This is a genomic window from Kitasatospora sp. NPDC101447 (assembly GCF_044767225.1).
Classification (GTDB): domain Bacteria; phylum Actinomycetota; class Actinomycetes; order Streptomycetales; family Streptomycetaceae; genus Kitasatospora.
The window spans coordinates 7,166-26,126 of the sequence record NZ_JBIWNL010000002.1 but is presented as its reverse complement, the minus strand read 5'-3'; the positions used below and the strand labels follow the sequence as shown (position 1 = coordinate 26,126).

The window sequence follows — 18,961 nt, the reverse complement described above, 5'->3', positions numbered from 1 at the left end:
TGACATTGGTGTCAGGTTCTACGGTTCCGGCATGACCACCACCACGGAATCCCTGCTCAGCCCGTACCGCCTCGGCTCGCTCGACCTCCCCAACCGCCTCGTCATGGCCCCGATGACGCGGTACCGGGCAGCCGAGGACGGTACGCCGCTGCCCGTCGTCGCCGAGTACTACGCCCAGCGCGCGAGCGCCGGCCTGATCGTCACCGAGGGCATCTGGCCCAGCAGCCGCGGCCAGTCCGGCTGGCACCTGCCGGGCCTGGAGACGCCCGCGCACGTGGCCGGCTGGCGTGCCGTCACCGAGGCCGTGCACGCGGCCGGCGGGCGGATCGTCGCGCAGCTGATGCACGGCGGCCGCCAGGGCCACCCGCTCAACCGGCTGCTGGGCGACCTGCCGGCCGGCCCCTCCGCCGTGATGGCGCCGGGCCCGGTGCACGTCAAGGGCGGCGGCAAGGCCGAGGCCGTCACCCCGCGCGAGATGACCCGCGAGGAGATCCGCCAGGCGGTCACCGACCACGTCGACGCCGCCCGCAACGCGCTCGCCGCCGGCTTCGACGCCGTCGAACTGCACGGCGCCAACTCCTACCTGATCCACCAGTTCCTGGCCGACAACACCAACCTGCGCACCGACGAGTACGGGCCCCGCACACTCGCGGACCGCCTGCGCTTCCCGGTCGAACTGGTCACCGCCGTCGCCGACGCCATCGGCCCCGACCGCCTCGGCCTGCGGCTGTCCCCCGGCAACCCGCAGTTCGGCATGCACGAGGACGATCCGGCGCCGGTCTACCGGGCACTGCTCACCGAACTCGACGGCCTCGGCCTGGCCTACCTCCACCTCACCGACAACGACGACTACCCGGCCCTGGCCGACCTGCGCCCCCGCTGGTCCGGCCCGCTGATCGGCAACGTCGGCGAGAACCGCGCCGCCACCGACCGCGAACGCGGCGAGGCGGTACTCGCCACCGGACTCGCCGACCTGGTCTCCTACGGCCGCGCGTTCATCGCCAACCCCGACCTGCCGGAACGTTTCGCCACCCACGCCCCGCTCACCCCCGTCGACCACACCCACCTCTACGGCCAGACCGCCACCGGCCTCACCGACTACCCCCGGCTCACCGACCGAACCCGCTGACCGACCCGCCCCGCCGCCCGTCCGCACCCGCATTCCGGCCGGCACCAAGCCCTAGCCTGGCGCCATGCGGATCCTCGTCCTCGGCGGCACCTCCTTCGTCGGTCGCACGATCGCCGACGACGCCCTGCGCGGCGGCGCCGACGTCACCCTGTTCAACCGCGGCCGGACCAACCCCGGCCTCTTCCCCGCCGCCCGCCACCTGATCGGCGACCGCGACACCGGTGACCTCGACGCCCTGCGCGACGGCCGGTGGGACGCCGTGGTGGACGTCAGCGGCTACCGCCCGCGCCACGTCGACCAGGCCGTGGACGCGCTCGGCGACCGGGTCGGCCGCTACCTCTTCGTCTCCAGCCACGCGGTGTACCGGGGCGACGGCCTCGCCCCCGGCTCGGACGAGTCGGCACCGCTCCGGGCCCCGCTGCTCGACGCCGAGCACCTCACCCAGGAGACCTACGGCCGGCTCAAGGTCGCCTGCGAGGAGCACGTCACCGCCCGCTACGGCGACCGGGCGACCGTCGGGGGGGGGGGGGGGGGGGGGGGGGGGGGGGGGCGGGCGCCCCGCCGCCGCCCCCCCCCCCCCCCCCCCCCCCCCCCCCCGCCCCCCCCCGCCGCCCCCCCCCCCCCCCCCCCCCCCCCCCCCCCCCCCACGACGAGCACCGCGGACTCACCTACTGGGCGCGCCGGGCTGCGCGCGGCGGGCGGATCGCGCTGCCCGGCCGCCCGGAGCAGCCGGTCCAGCTGGTCGACGTGCGCGACCTCGCCCGGCTGGTGCTCCGGCTGCTCCAGGACGACCGGCCGGGCGCCTTCCACGCCGTGGGCCCGGCCGAACCGACCACCCTGGGCGGGCTGATCGCCACCTGCGCCGAGGTCGCGGGCACCGAGGTGGACGTCGTCCCGGTGCCGCCGGAGACCGCTCCCCGGCCGTTCTTCCCGCTGGTCCGGGCCGAGCCGCTCTGGCCCGGCCAGCAGCGCGACCCGGCCCGGGCCCGCGCCGCCGGGCTGCCCGCGACCCCGCTCGCCGTCACCGTCGCCGACGTGCTCGCCTGGGACCGCGACCGCGGCGAACCGCCGCTCGGCCACGGCTTCACCCCCGAGCAGGAGGCCCGGGCCCTCGCCGAGGCGGACCGCCGCTGACCCCCGCCACGGGCCCCGCCGACGCGACGTCGCCCGCTCGAACACCGTAGCCCTCGGTGAACTGACGCAGGGCACCCCCGTCCTGACCGGTTGTCAGTGGCACCGGTTATGGTCGACCCCGAACGATCGCACCACCACGACACCGTCCGCGCACCGGCGTTCGCTCCGGGCGCCGCACCACGCCACACCGGGCCGCACCCGGTCCGCAGCAGTCTCCGCACCACGCCACACCGATCGGCACCTCGATCAGCACCGACTCCGGCTTCACCAGGGGGCACCATGACCACACCGGGCACCACCCCGCTCACCACCGCCGACCTCGTGGGGGGCTGGCGCCGGGTGGGCGTCCGCGAGGGCATGGCGCTGATCGTGCACTCCTCGCTCTCCAGCCTCGGCCGGGTCGAGGGCGGCGCGGCGGCCGTGGTGGCCGCCCTGCGCGAGGCGGTCGGACCGTCCGGCACGGTCGCGGCGCCCACCTTCACCACCGGGACGGTCTGCGACCCGGTCCCCGGGCACACCGGGGCGCCCACCGCCGCGACGGCCGAACTGCGCGCCGCCGTCCCGCTGTTCCGGCCCGATCTCCCCTCCGGTACGGGCGCGGTGGCGGAGGCCCTGCGCGCCCTGCCGGAGAGCCTGCGCAGCACGCACCCGCAGGTCTCGGTCGCCGCCGTCGGGGCGCACGCCCGCGAGGTCACCGGCCGCCGCTCGCTGGGCTTCGCCGTCGGCCGGGAGTCGCCGTTCGGCGCGCTGCACGACCTCGGCGGCCATGTGCTGCTGGTGGGTGTCGGGCACAACCGCAACACCTTCCTGCACTACGCCGAGACGTTCGCGCCCAACCGCCGGCTCAAGCTCCGCCGTTTCCCGATGGCGGTCCAGGGCGAGCGGGTCTGGATCGAGGCGCCGGACGTGGGGGACGACAACGACACCCACTTCCCGGTCGTGGGGCGGGAGTTCGAGGAGCAGGCGGGCATCCGCGAGGTGCTGGTCGGCGCGGCGCCCTGTCGGCTGGTCCCGGTCCGGGGCCTCATACCCTTCGCCGTCCGCCGCCTCACCGAGCTGCTGGCGGCGGACGGCTCCGGAGCGGCGTAGCCCGGCCGCCCGTTCACGTGCGAACGGCCGCCCGGGCCACGCCCGTCACCTCACGTCACCGCACCTCGTCCCGTTCCGTCGCACGGCCGGGCGCCGGTGCATGGCACCAGTGCAGGGCGCCAGTGCCCGGCGCCAGTACCCGGCGCCAGTACCCGGCGTCAGTGCCCGGCGTCGTGCAGGGAGTTGGTCTCCTGGATCTTCTTCCAGGACTTCGGCTCCGCCGGCAGCTGCCCGTCCGCCCTGCCCGCGCCCGGCGCCAGCGAGGCGGCCGCGGCGGCCGGCGGAACGGGCCCGGTCGCGGGCTTCGCGGCGGTGAACAGCCAGGTCCGGAAGAGGTCGCCGAGATCCGTCCCGGAGATCTTCTCCGCGTACGCCTGGAACTCCGGGATGGTGGCGTTGCCGTAGCGGCGCTCGGTGGGCCAGCCCTTGAGGATCCGGAAGAACTTCTCGTCCCCGACGGCGTTGCGCAGCGCCTGGATGGCCACCGCGCCCCGGTCGTACACGGCGCCGGAGAACTGGTCGTCGGGGCCCGGGTCGCCCGGCTTGACCTTCCAGAACGGGTCGTCGGCCGGGTGCGAGGCGTACACGTAGTCGGCGAGCTCCTGCGCGGTGCCCTCGTTCTCGTGCTCGGACCAGAGGAACTGCGAGTACCGGGCGAAGCCCTCGTTCAGCCAGATGTCGCTCCAGCGCGAGAGCGAGACGCTGTCGCCGTACCACTGGTGGGCCAGCTCGTGGACGACCACCGAGGTGTTGGCGCCGCGCGCGAACTGCCGGGGGCTGTAGAAGACCCGGGTCTGGGTCTCCAGCGCGAAGCCGGTCGGGACGTTGGGGACGTAGCCGCCGACCGAGCTGAACGGGTAGTCGCCGAAGTAGCCGCTCAGCCAGTCGACCAGCTCGCCGGTGCGCTCCACGCTGGCCCTGGCCGCGTCCGCGTTGTCACCGAGGTCCTTGCTGTACGCGTTGTAGACCGGCAGCCCGCTCGGCGTGGTGTCGGTCGTGACGTCGAACTTGCCGACCGCGAGGGTGGCCAGATACGTCGCCTGGGGCTTGGTCTCGCGCCAGCTGTAGCGGGTCCACCCCGCCGAGGAGGAGGTGCCGGTCAGGGTGCCGTTGCTGATCACCTGGTTGCCGTCGGGCACCAGCACGGAGACGTCGAAGGTGGCCTTGTCGCTCGGGTGGTCGTTGCTCGGGAACCACCACCAGGCCGATTCCGGCTCGCCGGCCGCCACCGCGCCGTCCGGGGTGCGCAGCCAGGCGGTGAAGCCGTACTTCTTCACGGTGGACGGCACGCCCTTGTAGCGGACCACCACGGTGGCCTGGCTGCCCTTGGCGAGCGGCCGGGCGGGCGTGACCTCCAGCTCCTGCTCGCCGCTGGTGGTGAACGCCGCGGGCCGCCCGTTGACCCGGACCTCGGAGACGTTCAGCGCGAAGTCGAGGTTGAACCGGGAGAGGTCCTGGGTGGCGGTGGCCAGGATGGTGGTGGTGCCTTCGAGTTCGTCGGTGGCGGGCTGGTACTTCAGCCGGATGTCGTAGTGCGAGACGCGGTATCCGCCGTTGCCGTAGGTCGGGTAGTAGGGGTCGCCCGCCCCGGCCGCGCCGGGTTGGAAGTCGGATGCCGAGGCGGGGACGGCCAGGAACAGGCTCAGGGCGCTGGCAGCAGAGACGATCAGCCTCTTGCGCACGTGGTCCTCCAGGGATCACCGGAACGATGGGATCGAACGTTGGGTCGGATCGATCCATGTCCCGGCAGTCCCCGCTCCACTCCCGGATCGTGAGATGTTCATGAAAAGAAACGCGCCGAAATGACACCGTCGCAGCAATGCCGCGACGCCGTCACCTCACCCCATCGGCACCTTCACCCCCGTCGGCACCCCCCGCCCCGCACCGGCCCCCGCCCACGCCCCGCACCGGCCCCCGCCCCCGCCCGCCCCGCAGGCCGTCACCCGCCGCTCAGGCCCCGAGCGTCACCGGCGCCCGCACCAGCGAGCCGTACTCCGTCCAGGAGCCGTCGTAGTTCTTCACGTGCGGGTACCCGAGCAGCTCGGTGAGCGCGAACCAGGTGTGCGCGGACCGCTCCCCGATCCGGCAGTACGCGATCACCTCGCGCTCCGTCTCCACGCCCTTGCCCGCGTACAGCGCGCGCAGCTCCTCCGCCGACCGGAACGACCCGTCGTCGTTGGCCGCCTGCGACCAGGGGATGTTGATCGCGCCCGGGATGTGCCCCGGCACCTGCGCCTGCTCCTGCGGCAGGTGCGGCGGCGCGATCAGCTCGCCGCGGAACTCGGCCGGCGAGCGGACGTCCACCAGGACGGCGTCCGCCCCGGGCTTGGCGAACACCTCGGCCTTGGCCAGCACCTCGTCCCGCAGCGCCCGCAGCTCCGGCCGCTCGGGCCCGGTCAGCCGGTAGCCGGTGTGCTGGTAGTCCATCACCTCGCGGGTCAGCTCGCGGCCCTCCAGCTCCCACTTCTTGCGCCCGCCGTCCAGCAGCCGCACCGGCCCGAAGCCGCGCAGCCGCAGCAGCCAGTAGGCGTACGCGGCGAACCAGTTGTTGTTGCCGCCGTACAGCACCACGGTGGTGTCGTCCTCGACCCCGGCTGCCCGCAGCAGGTGCTGGACGCCGTCGCGGTCGGCGTAGTCGCGGCCGACCTTGCTGTGCAGGTCGGTGGTCCAGTTCCACCCGACCGCGCCGGGGATGTGGTCCCGGTCGTACGCGGTGGTGTCCTCGTCCACCTCGACGACCCGGATCGTCCCGTCGTCCAGGTGGTGGGCCAGCCACTCGGTGTGGACCAGTGCCTCGGGGTGTGCGTAACCGTTGCCGGTCATCCCGGGCCCTCCTTGCCTGCCGTGGGCGTGCCGCGTCGCCGTGAACGCGCGCTCGGCCGCGCGCGTCGGGCACCGGCGACCGGACCGGACAGTTCGAACGTACGCCGACCGCCCGGCCCCGGCCACCCCTGCCGGCCGCCGCCCCGGCCGGGCCCCGCCCCGCGGGCCTCGCACCCCGCACCGGCGACCCGCCCCGCCGCTCAGCCCTTCGCCGCGCCGTCCGGCCGGGCCACGTAGTACAGGTTCAGGATGTCCCCCTCGACCCGTTCCACCTCGACCGACCCGAACCCGGCCTCGGCCAGCATCCGCCGGGCGGTCTGCTCGCCCCACACCGTCCCGAGCCCCTCCCCGCCCTCGCCGAGCGAGACCGTCATGCAGTAGAAGGTCGAGAAGGTGTAGAGCGCGGGGGCCAGCGGGTGTTCGACGTTCTCCTCCAGTCGGCTGCTGGCGGCGACGTCGCCCATCAGGAAGACCCCGTCGGGCCGCAGCGCACCGGCGATGGCGGCGAGCGTGCCGGTCGGCCGGGCGAGGTCGTGGATCACGTCGAACGCCATGACCAGGTCGTACGATCCGCCGATCTCGGCCGAGTCCGCCACCTCGAACCGGGCGTTGTCCAGCCCGAGTTCGGCCGCCGAGGCGCGGGCGGCGGCGATGCCGTTCTCGGCGATGTCGATCCCGGTCACCCGGCTGGCCGGGAAGGCCTTCGCCAGCACCGTGACGGCGTGCCCCTCCCCGGTGCCGACGTCCAGCACGTCGATCCCGGTCCGCAGCCGCTCGGCCAGTCCGGGCACCAGCGGCACGATCGCGTCCACCAGCGCCAGGTCGTACACCCGGGCGCTCTCCTCGGCCTGGAGCTGCTGGAAGCGCGGGTAGGCCGAGTACGGCATCCCGCCGCCGCTGCGGAAGTGGCCGAGCAGCTCCTGCTCGACCTCGCCCATCATCGCCAGGAACGGCATCATGGCCGCCAGGTTGTCCGACCCGGCCGCCCGGGTCAGCGAGGCCGCGTGCTCGGGCGGCAGCGCGTAGGTGCGCCGCTCCGGGTCGTACTCGACGAAGCCGGCGACGACCATGCCGCCCAGCCATTCGCGGACGTAGCGCTCGTTCATCCCGGCGGCCCGCGCGACCTCCTCGCTGGTGGACGGGGCGAGACCCGCCATCACGTCGAAGAGCCCGGTCTGGTGTCCGAGGCTGGTCATCAGCCCCAGGCAGGCGTCGTTCAGGACGTCCACCACGCGCCCGGCGAAGGCCTCCTGCTTCTCCGCGTCCAGTTCCCGTACGGACATCGTTCCTCCTCCGTCGGCGGGACCAGCGAAACCCTCCCGTCCTCACGCTACGCCGCCGCCGTGAGCGCCCCAACAGAAGGCGACCCGGACGGCAGAAGGGCGGCCCCGACGACCGGTCACAACCGGTCACCGGGGCCGCCCCGCAGGTCGTCCGTGCCGTCGGCCTCAGGAGAAGACGACCGAGCGCAGCTTCAGCCGGTCACCGAGCCGCTTGCCGGGGTTCATCACGTAGAAGGTGTCACCGTTGCAGTCGAAGTCGAGGAAGACCGTGGCCGTGGACCTGGTGAGGTTCTCCGGTGCGAAGGCCGGGTCGAGCTCGGTGGCGCCGAACAGGTTGATGCACTTGCCGCTCTCCGGGTCGGCCAGCCCGGCCGGGACACCGACCGGGGGAACGCCGACCTTGTAGAGGAAGTCGCCGACGGCGGCGTTGGCCGAGGTGGGGACGGCGCAGACGAGGGCGACGGCGCTGGCGACGGCGAGAACGGTGTTGCGGAGACGCATGGGTGAGGGCCTTTCAGGTGGTACGCGGCGGTACCCGGTTAATCGGTGCGAGATCACCCTAGAGGCCCAAAATCCGCAGAAACGGTTCTTCCAATCCACCCATTCGAGTGGTTTCGAGGGAATAGCCGCTACCCGCCGCCCATGGGAGTGCCCTCAGTTCGGCGGAGCCGTGAAGAAGTACCCCGAGTCCACGAGCACCGGCAGGTACGCCTTCAGCGCCGCCAGCGTCTGCGAGCGGTCGCCGCCGCCGTCGTGGTTGAGCACGATCGACCCCGGCCGGACGTCCTTGAGGACGGTGTCGATGATCGCCGAGGTGCCCGGGCGGGACCAGTCCCGCGGATCCACCGACCAGGCCATGTTCCGCATCCCTAGCTCCGCGGCCACCTTGAGCGACTCCGTGGACCAGTCCCCGCCCGGCGCGCGGAACCAGGTGGGCTGTCGGCCGGTGGTCGTGTGCAGCAGGTCGGAGGTGCGCACCAGTTCGTCCCGCACCTTGGTGGCGGACAGGCTCCGCAGGTCCGGGTGGGTCCAGGTGTGGTTGGCGATGTGGTGGCCGTGGTCCGAGATCTCCCGCACCAGCGCCGGGTGCTCGGTCGCGTTCTCACCGATCAGGAAGAAGGTCGCCCGGATCCCGTACTGCTGGAGCAGCGCCAGCACGGTGGGCGTGTGCCGGGGGTCCGGCCCGTCGTCGATGGTGAGCGCCACCACCTTCCGCGCCGCGTCCAGCTCGTACACCGGCTTGGTCTCGGCCTCGGTGAGCACCTTGCGCACCGGCACCACGCCCGGCGCGGCGGTGGCCGAGGGGGAGGCGGAGGCCGCGGCCGAGGGCGCCGCCGGGGCGGAGGCGGCCGCGGCAGCGCCGGGCGCCCCGGCGGACCCGGCCGGCATCACCGGCAGGGCGGTCTCGTCCACGCCCGCCTCGGCCGCGACCTCCTCGCTGCTCCAGGGGGCCCGGCAGCCGGCGGCCGTCCCCAGCAGGGACATCCCGGCCGCGACCAGCAGCAATCTTCGCGAAGTAATCTGACGATCTGACAGCATTCTGAATGCATCCCCCGAGTGGCACCGTCGCTCCCCGGAGGCAACTCCTACGGACCCGATCACCACTCGCACGGCTCAACGGCGACCGGGCGCGCACCCCGCCCCGCTCCCGATCCCCCGGTCTCCCCCGCCGGCCTTCCCGGCCGGGCGCCCGGCCTCCCGACCGGACCGCTACGCTGAGCCTTCTCCAGTGTGATGATCTGCCATCAGAGGACGTGGCCATGACGACAAGTCAGGACTTCCCCCAGCAGGGTCCGCAGGACGACGCCGCCGAGCCGAGCCAGTGGGAACGTTTCGGCGTCGACACCACCACTCCGCACTCGGCCCGCGTCTACGACTACTGGCTGGGCGGCAAGACCAACTTCCCGCCGGACCGCGCCATGGGGCAGGCCATCGAGGAGGCCGTGCCGAGCGTCAAGGAGATGGCCAAGGCCAACCGCGCCTTCCAGGGCCGGGCCGTCCGCCACCTGGCGCAGGACCACGGCATCCGCCAGTTCCTCGACCTCGGCACCGGCATCCCCACCTCGCCCAACACCCACGAGATCGCCGAGTCCGTCAGCCCCGGCACCCGGGTGGTCTACGTCGACAACGACCCGATCGTGCTCGCCCACGCCCGCGCGCTGATGGTCTCCAGCCCGGCCAGCCGCACCACCTACATCCACGCCGACCTGCGCAAGCCCGAGGAACTGTTCGCCGACCCGGCGCTCACCTCCACCCTGGACCTCGACAAGCCGGTCGGCCTGCTGATGATCGCCGTGCTGATGCTGATCGCCGACGAGGACGACCCGTGGGGCCGGGTCGCCGCCCTGCGCGACTCCCTGCCCGTCGGCAGCTGCCTCGCCCTCACCACCCCCACCCAGGACTTCGACCCGGAGGCCGTCGGCAAGGTCGCCGAGGCCGCCCGGGCCGGCGGGATGACCCTGGTGCCGCGCACCTACGACGACGTGGTCCGCTTCTTCGACGGCTGGGAGCTGGTCGAGCCGGGCGTCGCCCCGGTCCTGGGCTGGCGACCCGACGGCGAGCCGCCGGCCGACCCGAAGGCCGCGTACTACTGGGGCGGCGTCGCCATCAAGCGCTGAACCGGCGGCGGGCGGGACGGCCCCGTGCCGTCCCGCCCGGCCGACCGGCCGACCCGATCGGTCCACCCCGTGCCGACCCACCCCGACCGACCCGCCCCGTGCCGGCCCGCCCCGTGCCGTCCCGCCCCGGCCGGGCTCACTTGAGCAGCCGCGACATCCGCCGGTCCGCCAGCGGCTTGCCCCCGGTCTGGCAGGTCGGGCAGTACTGCAGCGAGGAGTCCGCGAAGGACACCTCCCGCACGGTGTCCCCGCAGACCGGGCAGGGCAGGCCGGTCCGGCCGTGCACCCGCAGACCCAGCTTCTTCTCCGCCTTCAGCTCCCCCGCCGCCAGCCCGTGCGAGCACTCCACCGCCTCGCGCAGCGTGCCGCCGAGCGCCTCGTACAGCCGCGCCGTCTCCTCCTCGTCCAGGCCGGACGCCAGTTTGTACGGCGACATCCGCGCCGCGTGCAGCACCTCGTCCGAGTAGGCGTTGCCCACCCCCGCCAGCACGGTCTGGTCCCGCAGCACGCCCTTGATCCGGCGCCGGTCGGCCCGCAGCAGTGCGGCGAAGGCGTCCAGGGTGAAGTCCGGGTCCAACGGGTCCGGACCGAGCCTGGCCACGCCCGGCACCTCGGCCGGGTCCTTCACCACGTAGACGGCGAGGCCCTTCTTCGTGCCGGCCTCGGTCAGGTCGAAGCCGTCCCCGGCCTCGCCCTCCAGGCGCAGCCGCAGCGCCAGCGGGTTCTTCGGGCTCGGCCGCGGCGGCTCGGCGGGCAGGCTGTCCTTCCAGCGCAGCCAGCCGGCCCGGGCCAGGTGGACCACCAGGTGCAGCCCGCCGGCCTCGATGTCCAGGAACTTGCCGTGCCGGGTCACCGGGCCGACCGTCCGCCCCTCCAACGCCGTCACCGGCGGGTCGTACGTCTTCAGCGCGCTGATCGCCACCGGCTGCACCCGGGCGATCACCCGCCCGGTCAGCCGCTCGGACAGGAAGGCGGTCAGCGCCTCGACCTCGGGCAGCTCCGGCATGCGCCCAGTCTCCCGCACCCCGCCGCCCGCCGCGCGCCCTGCCCGTCCGCCGATCGCCCCTGGCCGCCCGTCCCCACCCGCCCCTCCGTCTCCCGCCACCACCCTCCCGTCCCTTTCCCCCACCCATTGCCCGCCCCCACCGCGAAGCGCAGGCTGGAACGGAGGGAGGTGCCCCGCCACCATGAGCACCCTTGAGGAACAGATCGACATCGCCGCCCCCGTGCTCGCCGCCTGGGAGCAGCTGCACCGGGTGCACGAGTACCCGCGGTTCGTCGACGGCGTCCGCAGCGCCCATCCGCACGGACGCAACCTCGCCCACCTCGGGGTGGAGGTCGGCGGGGCCGAGCACGCGGTCGACACCGAGATCACCGACCGCGGCCGGGGCCGGGTGATGGCCTGGCGGACGCTGGAGCCGGTCCGGCTCAGCGGCGCGTTCGCCCTGCTGCCGCTCGACGCCCGGCACACCCGGGTGCAGATCCGGGTGGAGTACGACCCGGAGGCGGTGCACCGGGCGTTCGGCGGACCGCGCGGCTTCGCCCAGGCCGGGGCGATCGAGCGGACGGTCCGCGAGGACCTGGAGCACTTCCGGGAGCTGGTCGAGGACCGGATGAGCGCCGTCGATGACCCGCCGCAGGAGTCATAAGAAGCACATAAGCCCAGCTCAGCGCGGGTGGTGAGGCTCTTCACAGGACCCGGCCGACCCGGCCGTTCCGCTGTCGAGCTGTGGCAGACTCGGGTCCCATGGACATCGGCCCGGTCACCAGAACGCTCCGCGCGGCGGTCTTCGCCGCGCTGGTCGTGCTGCTCGCCGGGCTCGGCCAGGTGCTCGTCACCGGCCGCGCGCTGCCGGTCGGACCCTTGCTCCTCGCCTCGGTCGCCGTCTTCGCGGTGGCCCTCACCCTGGCCGGCCGCGAGCGCGGCTACCCGGCGGTCGCCGCGGTGTTCCTGCCGCTGGAACTGGGCGCCGGCGCACTGTTCGACGTCGCCCAGACCACCTGTCCCTCCCTGCCGCCCGGCTCCGGGCACGGCCTGCAGCCGCTGCTGTGCGGCGGCGGTTCGCTGGGGGGCTTCCTGCTCGGCCACGGCGTCTCCCAGCAGACCGGCGTGCTGCTGCTCCTGCTGCTGCACACGGTGATCGCGCTGGCGGGCGCCTACTGGCTGCGCCGCGCGGACGCCGCGCTGGCGGGCCTCGCCCGGACGGTCCGGATGCTGGGCGAGTTCCTGCACCGGCACCTGCCGGCCGCCGCCCGCTGGCTGCTGCTGCTCTCCGCGCCCGTCCCGGCCCGTCCGGTGGCGCGGGTGCCGTTCCCCCCGGCCAGCCGCCCGCTGGTCCCCGCCGAGGACGTCGTCGTCCGTCCGGCCGTCCGGCGCGGTCCGCCGGTGTTCGCCCCGGCCGTCTGAGCCCGTTCGCCCGACCCGGACCTCCCGCCCGCCGCGGGCCCTCCGCCCGCCCGAGCCCCCCGCTCGACCGGCGCGCCCCCGCTCACCCGGCCGTCTCTCCCCGCGCAGGCCCCACGACCGGCCGCGCCCGCACCTCCGCACGCCCGAGAGCACAGGACGACACCCCATGAGCAACAGCCGCAAGACCGACCAGAAGACCTCCGCCACCGAGCGCATGCGCACCGCCCGTGCCCAGGCCGAGCGCTCCGACCGCGTCCGCCGCCGGGTGGTGGTCGGCGCCGCCTCCGCCGCCGTGCTCGCCCTCGCGGCGGGCGTGGCCTTCGCCGTCGGCGGCTCCTCCGGCTCGGGTTCGAACGCCGCCGCCAACGGGCCGCTGGTCGTCCCGGCCAACGCGACCGGCGACGGCGGCACGGTGATCACCTACGGCAAGGCCGACGCCCCGCACACCCTGGAGATCTACGAGGACTTCCGCTGCCCGTACTGCGAGCAGCTGGAGACCACCACCGGCAAGACCGTCCAGCAGCTCGCCGACGCCGGAACGTACAAGGTCGAGTACCACCTGGCGACGTTCCTGGACGGCAACCTCGGCGGCAAGGGCTCGCGCACCGCGCTGGCCGCCGCCGGCGCCGCGCTGAACGAGGGCGTGGACAAGTTCAAGCAGTTCCACGACGTGCTGTACGCCAACCAGCCGGACGAGCGCAGCGATGCCTTCGGCGACGTCAACCACCTCCTGGACCTGGCCGGCCAGGTGCCCGGGCTGAAGACCGACGCCTTCGTGAAGGCCGTCCAGGACGGCACCTACGCACCGTGGGCGGCGAAGGTCAACGAGGAGTTCAACAAGAGCGACGTCACCGGCACCCCGACCGTCAAGCTGGACGGCCGGAAGCTGGACGTCCTCACCAACGGCAAGGCCGTCTCCCCCGAGCAGTTCACCGCGATGGTCAAGCAGGTGACCGGGTGACCGCCCCCGCCGCCACGGCCGCCGCTCCCGCCGCCCGGACGACGTACGGCGCCGGCCGCCCGTTCGCCTGGCTGCTGCTGATCGGCGGCGCGGTCGGCCTGTTCGCCTCCGCGGTCCTCACCCTGGACAAGATCCGGCTGCTGAAGGACCCGTCCTACGTCCCCAACTGCAACATCAATCCGATCATCAGCTGCGGCTCGATCATGCGCAGCGAGCAGGCCGAGGCCTTCGGCTTCCCCAACTCGCTGATCGGGCTGGTGGCCTTCGGGGTCGTGGTCGCGGTCGGCGCCGGGCTGCTCGCGGGGGCGACGTACCGGCGCTGGTTCTGGCTCGGCCTGCAGGCCGGGACGGTCTTCGGGATCGGCTTCGTGACCTGGCTGATGTACCAGGCGCTCTACCGGATCGGCGCGCTCTGCCCGTACTGCATGGTGGTGTGGGCCGCGGTGATCCCGCTGTTCTGGTACACCACGCTGCACAACCTGCGCTCGGGCGTGATCCCGGTCGGCCCGCGCCTGCGAGTGGTCGTCCGCGAGGCGGCCCGCTACCACTGGGTCGTCCCGGCGCTCTGGTACGCGGTGATCGCGCTGCTGGTCCTCAACCGGTTCTGGTACTACTGGAGCACCCTGATCTGATCCCCGGTCCCGTCCGCCGTCCTCCCGTTCCCGCCCGGGGCGGGACGGGCGGGGCGGGCGGCGGGCCACTCCTCCCCGTGGGGGCGCCATGCGACGCAGGATCATCCTCTTCGTCTCGGTATCGGTCGACGGCTACTTCGAGGGCCCGGACCACGACCTCGACTGGCACTTCGTGGACGACGAGGTGCACACCCACTTCAACCGCGAACTCGCCCGGATGGGTGCTTTCCTGTCCGGCCGGGTGACGCACGAGCTGATGGCCTCGTACTGGCCGACCGCCGACCAGGACCCGGCCGCCGACGCGCCGATGGTCGAGTTCGCGGGCATCTGGCGCGCGATGCCGAAGGTCGTCTTCTCCCGCACCCTCGACCATGCCGACTGGAACACCACGATCGTCCGCGAGGTGACCCCCGAGTCGATCGCCGCCCTCACCGCCGGCCCGGGCGGCGACCTCTGCCTCAGCGGCGCCAACCTGGCCGAGTCCTTCCTCGCCCAGGACCTGATCGACGAGTTCCGCCTCTACGTCCACCCCGTCGTCCTGGGCCGCGGCACCCTGTTCTTCCGCCCGACCGACCACCCCACCCCGCTCACCCTCAAGGACACCCACCGCTTCACCAACGGCGTCACCCTGCTGCACTACGCCCGCGAGCGCGGCGCTACGCCGGCAGCCCCGTGAGCTCGGTGAACGCCGCCGTGCCCGAGTAGCCGATCAGGAAGCCCACCAGCACACCGCCCCAGAAGTCCTCGACGGTGACGAACGACGGCGCCTCCGACTTCCGCGCCGCGAAGACGATCGCCGCCCCGCTCAGGATGACCGCGAGCACCAGCGAGCCGAGCGTGGTCCCCAGCGGCTGGTGGGCGAGCGCGCTCAGGCTCTGCGCCTCCTGGAGCGACCGGCCGAGGCTGCCGACCAGGCCGCCTGCCACCCCGCCGGTCATCACGTTCCACAGCGCCGCCTTGAGCGGGACGGTCAGCGCGGTGGTGTTGGCGAAGACCCTGCGGCGCTCGGATCCCGGTGTCCCGGGCAGCGGGCTCCCGGTCTGCTCCGGTGCGAGCCCGTAGACCACGTTGAGCTGCAGGCGGTAGCTCGCGGGGACGAAGAACGGGTTCCGGGGGGTGCCGAGGCGGATGGTCCAGACGTCGGTCGACTCCGGCTCCAAGGCGACCCCGCCGGGCAGCGAGCCGATCAGCGGCACGCGTTCCCGCTCGGCCGGGCGGTCGGCGAACAGCGTGACCTGCGCCTGCCCGCTCACCGAGACATTGGTCCGACTGGCCCGTCCGTGCAGGTTCACCGTCGATTCGCCGGAGACGTCGAGGTTGAGCTGGTCGTCGGCGCCGTCGAGGCGCGCCTGGTCCCGGGTGTTCGCCTCTCGCAGCCGGTCGATCTCGTCGCGGATCCCCCACACCTGGTCGACGCTCTCCGGCGGGACCTCGGCCGACTCCTCCGCCAACTGCCGGATCCGGGCCTGCCGCTCCTTGACGGCCGCCGTCAACCGTGCGGCCTCGGCCTCCGGAAGGACCGGTTCCTTCGGCGGCTCGCGCAGTTCGGGCTTCCGCCAGAACAGCTGGGTCGGCAGGCTCATGTCCACCTTGTCGATCCACACCGGCACCGAGAACGGGTTCTTGATGTGCAGGTAGACCGTGAAGTCCGTGCCGGAGTACACCTGCGGGACGGAGAGGTCGACGGAGAGGTCGAGCAGCCCCAGCTGGCCCGGGGGCTGCGATGGCGGGGTGGTCACCCGGACAGGCTAGCCAGGCCGGCCCGTCCGGGTGGGTGGTTCGGCCGATCCGGCTGTCAGCCCTCCGTCGGGCCGAACGTGAAGTCCTCGACCTCCGCGAGGAGTTCGGCGCGCCGCCGGTCGTCGAGGAAGGAGGCGTGGAAGGAGTTGGCGGCCAGGTGGCGCAGGGTCTCCTGGTCCAGGCCGAGGGCCTCGCGGACGGCGCGGAAGTTGTCCTCGACGTAGCCGCCGAAGTACGCCGGGTCGTCGGAGTTGACGGTGACCAGCAGGCCGGCCTCCAGCATCTCGCGCAGCGGGTGGTCGGCGAGCGTGTCGATGCAGCGCAGGCGGACGTTGGAGAGCGGGCAGAGGGTCAGCGGGACCTGCTCGCGGACCAGTCGGGCGACCAGTTCGCCGTCCTCCAGGCACCGCAGCCCGTGGTCGATCCGCTCGACGCCGAGGACGTCCAGGGCCTCGGTGATGTACGAGGCCGGGCCCTCCTCGCCCGCGTGGGCGACGCGCCGCAGTCCGGCCTCGGCGGCCCGGCGGTACACCTCGCGGAACTTCGCCGGCGGGTTGCCGACCTCGGCCGAGTCCAGGCCGATGCCCGCGATCCGGTCGAAGTACGGGCGGGCGGCCTCGAAGGTGTCCAGCGCGGAGTCGGCGGACTCGTCCCGCAGGAAGCACATGATCAGCTGGGTGCTGATCCCGTACCGCTCCTCGCTGCGCGACAGCGCCAGGGTCAGACCGTCCACCACCACGCCGAGCGGCACCCCGCGCGCGGTGTGCGCCTGCGGGTCGAAGAAGATCTCCGCGTGCCGGACGCCCTGCTCGGCGGCCCGCGCCAGGTAGGCGTCGGCCAGGTCGGCGAAGTCGTCCTCGGTGCGCAGCACGGCCATCAGCGCGTAGTACAGGTCCAGGAAGGACTGCAGGTCGCTGAAGGAGTACGCGGTGCGCAGCTCCTCGGTGTCGGCGTACGGCAGGTCGACGCCGTTGCGGGCGGCGAGCTCGAAGGCGAGCTCCGGCTCCAGGGTGCCTTCGATGTGCAGGTGGAGTTCGGCCTTGGGAAGGGGCATCAGCGATCTGTCCGAGCAGTAGCGGGGAACCCGAAGGTACGGCAAGGATTCATCCTACGATCTTGGGGATCAGCGCACCGGTTCCGCCGCTCCGCCGGGCAAGTCCCGGACGGTCCGCAGCGGCGACAGCAGCGGCAGCACCGCGCACAGCGCCAGCAGGCCGGTCATCACCCACATGGTGGCCCGCAGCCCGATCGCCGCACCCAGTGCGCCGCCGGCCAGGGCCCCGAGCGGGATGGTCGCGTGGTTGGCGCACATCGAGGTGGCGGCCACCCGGCTGAGCAGCGCGGGCGGCAGGTAGGACTGCCGGAAGCTGTTGAGCACCACGTTGCAGAACACCACCCCGGTGACCACGACGAGCGCTCCCACCAGGTAGAGCACCATGCCGGGGCCGGGCCCGGCCAGGGCCATCAGCATGCCGAAGGGCGACAGCGCGAGCAGCACGATCCGCACCGCGCGGGCGGTGCCGAGGCGCCGACACAGCGGCCGGGCGGCCAGCGCGCCGAACACTCCGCCGACCGCGCCGGCCGCGGCGAGCCCGCCGACCCAGCCCGGGGCGACCCCGGCCGCCCGGATCAGGAACAGCGCGGTGATCGACTGGTAGCCGGTGAGCGCGAAGTTGGCGGCGGCGCCGTACAGCGTGAAGGAGCGCAGGTAGGGGTCGCGCAGCAGGAAGGCGAGGCCCTCCCGGGCCTGCCGCAGCAGCCCGTCCGGTCCGGGTTCGGTGGCGACCGGGCGGGGCTCGGTCCGGATCCGCAGCAGGGTCACGGTCGCGACCAGGAAGCTGACGGCGTCGGCGAGCAGCCCGGTCGTCGCACCGAGCACCTGGACGGTCAGGCCGGCCAGGCCGCGCCCGGCGACGGCGGCGGCCGAGGCGCTGCCCTGAAGCTTCGCGTTGCCCTCGATCAGGTGCTCGGGGGCCACCAGTTCGGGCAGGTACGCCTCGAAGGCCGCCTCGAAGAACACCGAGGAGACCCCGGTGAGCAGGGCGACCACCAGCAGCTGCGCCAGGGTGAGCACCCCGAGCAGCCCCGCCACCGGCACGCTCGCGAACAGCGCGGCGGACACCAGGTTGCAGCAGATCATCACGGCCCGTCGGGGCACCCGGCCGACCCAGACCCCGGCCGGCAGGCCGAGCACCAGCCAGGGCAGCCAGACGGCGGCGGTCAGCACGCCCGCCGCGAGCGGCCCGGCGTCCAGCACCACCACCGCGACCAGCGGCAGCGCGACGGAGGTGATGTTGCTGCCCAGCCGGCTGACGGTCTCGCCCGCCCAGAGCAGCCGGAAGTCGCGCTGGGCGAACAGCCCCCAGCGGGACCGGACTTCGGCGGGCTCCGGCGGGGCGGCGACCGCGCTCACGGCTTGGCCGGGACGCTGTGGGCGAACGCGAGCACGGTCTCCCGCTCGCGGCCGTCCTCGGGCACCGGGCGGTCCGCCCACTTCTGGATCACCGCGTGCAGGTCCGCCGCGAGGTCCCGGGCCTCCTCCGGGGTGAGTCGCAGCCAGCTCTGGGTGGCCACCGAGCAGCCGTCGCGCCATTCGGCCGGGTAGCCGCCGCGCCGCGCCGACCATTCGCGGACCAGCTCGACCTGGCGTTCCAGGAGGATCGAGCCGGCCGCGTCGGCGACCGCCTCGGTGACCGGGTCCCCGTCGAAGTCGGCCCTGGTCCAGCTGAGTTCACGGTCGACGAGCCGCCACCAGCGCTCGCGCCGGTCCCGGGCGAGCTCGGCCGCCTCCTCGATCAGCCCGCTCTCGGCGAGCACCTTCAGGTGGTGGCTGACGTTGCCGACCGCCTGCCCGGTGCGCTCGGCCAGTTTCCCGACCGTGGCCGGGCCGTCCACCTTGAGCAGGTCGAGCAGGCGGCGGCGCAGCGGGTGGGTGAGGGCGGCGAGCACCCGGGAGTCGGAGATCGCCCGGGCGCCGCGTGGTTCGTCCGTGGTGTCGGTCATGCCGGGAGAATATCCACAAGACTTCTTGTACGACACTCCTTATACAATTCCCCTTGTTCAACCGACCGGCCCGGGTCGGGGGGGGGGGGGGGGGGGGGGGGGGGCGGGGGCGGCGGCGGCCGCGGGGCGGGGCCGGGGGCCG

At 73.7% G+C, this 18,961-nt stretch carries 20 protein-coding genes; 9 read left to right on the top strand and 11 right to left on the bottom strand.

Annotated elements, in window-relative coordinates; genetic code table 11:
• Positions 1-31 precede the first annotated feature (31 nt).
• Positions 32-1,129 carry an alkene reductase gene (locus tag ACIRST_RS02700; RefSeq protein ID WP_402799425.1) on the top strand — a complete coding sequence of 366 codons (1,098 nt, stop codon included), beginning with the start codon at positions 32-34 and terminating at the stop codon, positions 1,127-1,129.
• On the opposite strand, the gene ACIRST_RS02695 is transcribed toward ACIRST_RS02700, so the two are convergent.
• On the bottom strand, positions 1,110-1,484 hold the full coding sequence (locus ACIRST_RS02695; protein ID WP_402799423.1) for a hypothetical protein: 375 nt from the start codon (positions 1,482-1,484) through the stop codon (positions 1,110-1,112). The two genes, ACIRST_RS02700 and ACIRST_RS02695, sit on opposite strands and share 20 nt — an antisense overlap.
• Before the next feature lie 392 nt (positions 1,485-1,876).
• On the opposite strand from ACIRST_RS02695, the gene ACIRST_RS02690 reads away from it, so the two are divergent.
• Both ACIRST_RS02690 and ACIRST_RS02685 read left to right on the top strand, forming a co-directional pair.
• Positions 1,877-2,263, top strand: a complete 387-nt coding sequence (locus tag ACIRST_RS02690) for a hypothetical protein (RefSeq protein ID WP_402799422.1) — start codon at positions 1,877-1,879, stop codon at positions 2,261-2,263.
• Between the two features lie 279 nt (positions 2,264-2,542).
• Positions 2,543-3,352 (top strand): aminoglycoside N(3)-acetyltransferase, encoded by an 810-nt coding sequence (locus ACIRST_RS02685; protein ID WP_402799420.1) that lies wholly within the window; start codon positions 2,543-2,545, stop codon positions 3,350-3,352.
• 158 nt (positions 3,353-3,510) lie between these two features.
• Here the strand turns inward: ACIRST_RS02685 and ACIRST_RS02680 are convergent, their stop codons facing one another.
• The 5 genes from ACIRST_RS02680 to ACIRST_RS02660 form a co-directional block, all read right to left on the bottom strand.
• Positions 3,511-5,034: a M1 family metallopeptidase gene (locus ACIRST_RS02680; protein ID WP_350522073.1), complete on the bottom strand. Its 1,524-nt coding sequence runs from the start codon at positions 5,032-5,034 to the stop codon at positions 3,511-3,513.
• A 268-nt stretch (positions 5,035-5,302) separates the two neighbouring features.
• Positions 5,303-6,175, bottom strand: coding sequence for a sulfurtransferase (locus tag ACIRST_RS02675; RefSeq protein ID WP_350522074.1), 873 nt, complete (start codon positions 6,173-6,175; stop codon positions 5,303-5,305).
• A gap of 200 nt (positions 6,176-6,375) precedes the next feature.
• Positions 6,376-7,458: a methyltransferase domain-containing protein gene (locus ACIRST_RS02670; protein ID WP_402799416.1), complete on the bottom strand. Its 1,083-nt coding sequence runs from the start codon at positions 7,456-7,458 to the stop codon at positions 6,376-6,378.
• A gap of 165 nt (positions 7,459-7,623) precedes the next feature.
• Entirely contained in the window at positions 7,624-7,959 is a 336-nt protein-coding gene (locus tag ACIRST_RS02665) for a hypothetical protein (protein ID WP_402799413.1), read from the bottom strand.
• Between the two features lie 153 nt (positions 7,960-8,112).
• A complete protein-coding gene (locus tag ACIRST_RS02660) occupies positions 8,113-8,997 on the bottom strand; it encodes a polysaccharide deacetylase family protein (RefSeq protein ID WP_350522077.1) in 885 nt (294 codons plus the stop codon).
• A 221-nt stretch (positions 8,998-9,218) separates the two neighbouring features.
• Between ACIRST_RS02660 and ACIRST_RS02655 the strand changes: the two genes are divergently transcribed.
• Positions 9,219-10,076, top strand: coding sequence for an SAM-dependent methyltransferase (locus tag ACIRST_RS02655; RefSeq protein ID WP_402799411.1), 858 nt, complete (start codon positions 9,219-9,221; stop codon positions 10,074-10,076).
• A 136-nt stretch (positions 10,077-10,212) separates the two neighbouring features.
• On the opposite strand, the gene ACIRST_RS02650 is transcribed toward ACIRST_RS02655, so the two are convergent.
• Positions 10,213-11,082 (bottom strand): Fpg/Nei family DNA glycosylase, encoded by an 870-nt coding sequence (locus tag ACIRST_RS02650; RefSeq protein ID WP_402799409.1) that lies wholly within the window; start codon positions 11,080-11,082, stop codon positions 10,213-10,215.
• A 181-nt stretch (positions 11,083-11,263) separates the two neighbouring features.
• Here ACIRST_RS02650 and ACIRST_RS02645 point away from each other — a divergent pair, with 181 nt between their 5' ends.
• The 5 genes from ACIRST_RS02645 to ACIRST_RS02625 all read left to right on the top strand — a co-directional run bounded on the left by ACIRST_RS02645 (position 11,264) and on the right by ACIRST_RS02625 (position 14,752).
• A complete protein-coding gene (locus ACIRST_RS02645; RefSeq protein WP_350522080.1) occupies positions 11,264-11,725 on the top strand; it encodes an SRPBCC family protein in 462 nt (153 codons plus the stop codon).
• Between the two features lie 98 nt (positions 11,726-11,823).
• On the top strand, positions 11,824-12,483 hold the full coding sequence (locus ACIRST_RS02640) for a hypothetical protein (RefSeq protein ID WP_402799406.1): 660 nt from the start codon (positions 11,824-11,826) through the stop codon (positions 12,481-12,483).
• A 166-nt stretch (positions 12,484-12,649) separates the two neighbouring features.
• The gene (locus ACIRST_RS02635) at positions 12,650-13,444 is read left to right on the top strand and encodes a DsbA family protein (RefSeq protein ID WP_402799404.1); all 795 of its coding nucleotides are present in this window, start codon (positions 12,650-12,652) and stop codon (positions 13,442-13,444) included.
• Entirely contained in the window at positions 13,441-14,076 is a 636-nt protein-coding gene (locus ACIRST_RS02630) for a vitamin K epoxide reductase family protein (RefSeq protein ID WP_350522083.1), read from the top strand. Before ACIRST_RS02635 ends, ACIRST_RS02630 begins: the two co-directional genes overlap by 4 nt.
• 88 nt (positions 14,077-14,164) lie before the next feature.
• Entirely contained in the window at positions 14,165-14,752 is a 588-nt protein-coding gene (locus tag ACIRST_RS02625) for a dihydrofolate reductase family protein (RefSeq protein ID WP_350522084.1), read from the top strand.
• Here ACIRST_RS02625 and ACIRST_RS02620 read toward each other — a convergent pair.
• From ACIRST_RS02620 to ACIRST_RS02605, 4 genes are all read right to left on the bottom strand, one after another.
• Positions 14,733-15,815 (bottom strand): hypothetical protein, encoded by a 1,083-nt coding sequence (locus tag ACIRST_RS02620; RefSeq protein ID WP_402799401.1) that lies wholly within the window; start codon positions 15,813-15,815, stop codon positions 14,733-14,735. The genes ACIRST_RS02625 and ACIRST_RS02620 overlap by 20 nt on opposite strands.
• Positions 15,816-15,871: 56 nt before the next feature.
• Positions 15,872-16,870 carry an adenosine deaminase gene (locus ACIRST_RS02615; RefSeq protein WP_350522086.1) on the bottom strand — a complete coding sequence of 333 codons (999 nt, stop codon included), beginning with the start codon at positions 16,868-16,870 and terminating at the stop codon, positions 15,872-15,874.
• Positions 16,871-16,939: 69 nt separating this feature from the next.
• Positions 16,940-18,229: an MFS transporter gene (locus ACIRST_RS02610; protein WP_402799399.1), complete on the bottom strand. Its 1,290-nt coding sequence runs from the start codon at positions 18,227-18,229 to the stop codon at positions 16,940-16,942.
• Positions 18,226-18,819, bottom strand: a complete 594-nt coding sequence (locus ACIRST_RS02605) for an ArsR/SmtB family transcription factor (RefSeq protein ID WP_402799397.1) — start codon at positions 18,817-18,819, stop codon at positions 18,226-18,228. Before ACIRST_RS02605 ends, ACIRST_RS02610 begins: the two co-directional genes overlap by 4 nt.
• Positions 18,820-18,961: the final 142 nt, after the last annotated feature.